This is a genomic window from Candidatus Sordicultor fermentans (genome assembly GCF_012728195.1).
Lineage (GTDB): Bacteria > Atribacterota > Atribacteria > Atribacterales > Caldatribacteriaceae > Sordicultor > Sordicultor fermentans.
On sequence record NZ_JAAYFP010000115.1, the window covers coordinates 1 to 2,034 of the forward strand.

The 2,034-nt window shown below is 35.3% G+C and carries 3 protein-coding genes; all 3 read left to right on the forward strand.

Annotation, left to right across the window (positions count from 1 at the left end; genetic code table 11):
• Window positions 1–621: carbohydrate ABC transporter permease (locus GXZ17_RS06070; RefSeq protein ID WP_409376397.1), on the forward strand; the 621-nt coding region annotated here is incomplete at its 5' end.
• A gap of 15 nt (window positions 622–636) precedes the next feature.
• Window positions 637–1,467: a carbohydrate ABC transporter permease gene (locus GXZ17_RS06075; RefSeq protein ID WP_409376398.1), complete on the forward strand. Its 831-nt coding sequence runs from the start codon at window positions 637–639 to the stop codon at window positions 1,465–1,467.
• Window positions 1,468–1,512: 45 nt separating this feature from the next.
• Window positions 1,513–2,034 (forward strand): beta-galactosidase (locus tag GXZ17_RS06080; RefSeq protein WP_409376399.1); only part of this gene is annotated, 522 nt, incomplete at its 3' end.

Here is a 2,034-nt window from a genome sequence, read left to right on the forward strand (position 1 = left end):
GCTATAGCCTTAGGTTTAGAAGAAAGACTTAAAGGTGCTAATGTGCTAAGGGTTATTTTTTACCTTCCTATGGCAATTTCCTTGATCGCAGTAAGTCTAATTTGGGCATGGATGTATAATCCTGAATGGGGCGTAATTAACACTGTTCTTCGCAAAATAGGATTGGAATCTCTAACTCGTCTTTGGTTAGGAGAACCCTCTATTGCTCTTTACTCAGTTATTTTTGCTTCTTGTTGGAATTTCATTCCTCTCTTAATAATTATTTTCAATGCTGGTTTGACTAATATTCCTCGAGAGGTAATAGAGGCGTCTCAAATAGATGGAACTAGTTACTTTCAACAAGTGCGTTATGTAGTTTTACCCTTGCTAAGGCCTACTTTTACTATCTCTATGATAATAACAGTAATTTTTTCTTTGCGAACTTTTGATTTTGTTTTTGCTATGACTGGAGGAGGACCAGCAAATGCTTCAAACGTTTTGGCAAACTTTATGTTTAAAGAAGCTTTTGGAAATACTCTCCTAGGATATGGTTCAAGTATTGCTGTAATTCTTTGTATTCTTACTTTGGCATTTATAGCGGTTTACTTACGTCAAATATTAGGGAAAGAAGCATTTTACTAAGGAGGCTCACTTTCAATGATGATAAAAAAGCAAAGTAAAGTGGTTTTATGGTCAATAATATTTTGGTTTATTGCTCTTTTATGGGTGCTTCCTTTTTATAGCTCTTTTTCTGTAGCTATGAAGCCAATGAGTGAGATAACAAAAGGTAATGTTTTAGGTTTTCCTAATCAGTTTTATTGGCGGAATTTTCACGATGCATGGGAGATAGGGGTAAAAAATTATCTTCTTAGTAGTTTTATTATTGTACCTATTTCAGTGTTAGGAGCATTGTTTCTTTCTTCTTTAGGAGCATATTCTCTTAGTCGATACGATTTTAAAGGAAGTAACTTAATACTGAATATTTTTTTATTTTTTAACCTTTTGCCTCCTCAAATGAATTTAATTCCTGTTTATCAGCTAAGAAAAGCTTTAAAAATATATGATACCTATTGGGCAGTAATTCTTTATCACGTCTCTTTTCAAACAGGGTTTTGTACCTTTTTTTTACGGAATTTTATGAAGACTATTCCTACTGATATTTTTGACGCTGCTAGAATTGAAGGGTGTACTGAGTTTAGATTATATTGGAAAATAGCCCTTCCTCTTAGTATTACAGCTATGGCTGCTTTAGGAATACTTGAATTTACTTGGATATGGAACGATTTCATTTGGGGAATGGTTCTTATACAAAGAGATGCAATAAAACCAGTCACAGTGGGTATTCAAAACTTGCAAGCCGCTTATATCCAGTCTTGGGGGATGGAAAATGCCGGAGCTTTAATTGCAATTATTCCCACCGTTCTGGTGTTCCTGTTTTTGAGAAGATATTTTATTGAAGGATTGACCGGTGGATATGGTCTTTCTTAACTTTTGATCAAAAGCTAATTAATTTTTTTGAAAGGAGGAAGAGCTATGTATTTTGGATGCGACTATTATCCAGAGCATTGGCCAAAAGAAAGATGGGAAGAGGATGCTCGTTTAATGAAAGAAGCCAGGTTTAACGTGGTGAGGTTAGGAGAATTTGCCTGGGTGAAAATGGAGCCTGAAGAAGGATCTTTTTCTTTTAACTGGCTGGATGAAGCAATTGAAATACTTGGTCGGCATGAGATTAAAACGGTTCTCGGGACACCCACTGCTACACCCCCTGCCTGGTTGGTTAAAAAACACCTGGAAGTACTCCGGGTAGATGAAAATGGTATTCGCTCAAGTTTTGGTGGGCGAAGAGCATATTGTCCCAACAATGACATCTACCATCAATTCTCTAAAAAAATTGTTCAAGAAATGGTTGAACATTTTAAAAACAATAAAAATGTTATTGGATGGCAAATTGATAATGAATTTGGTGGCGATTCTAGCGAAGGTCTTTGCTATTGTGATGTTTGTGCTTCTAAATTCAGAAAATGGCTTAAAAAAAAATACAGATCTCTTGATAAC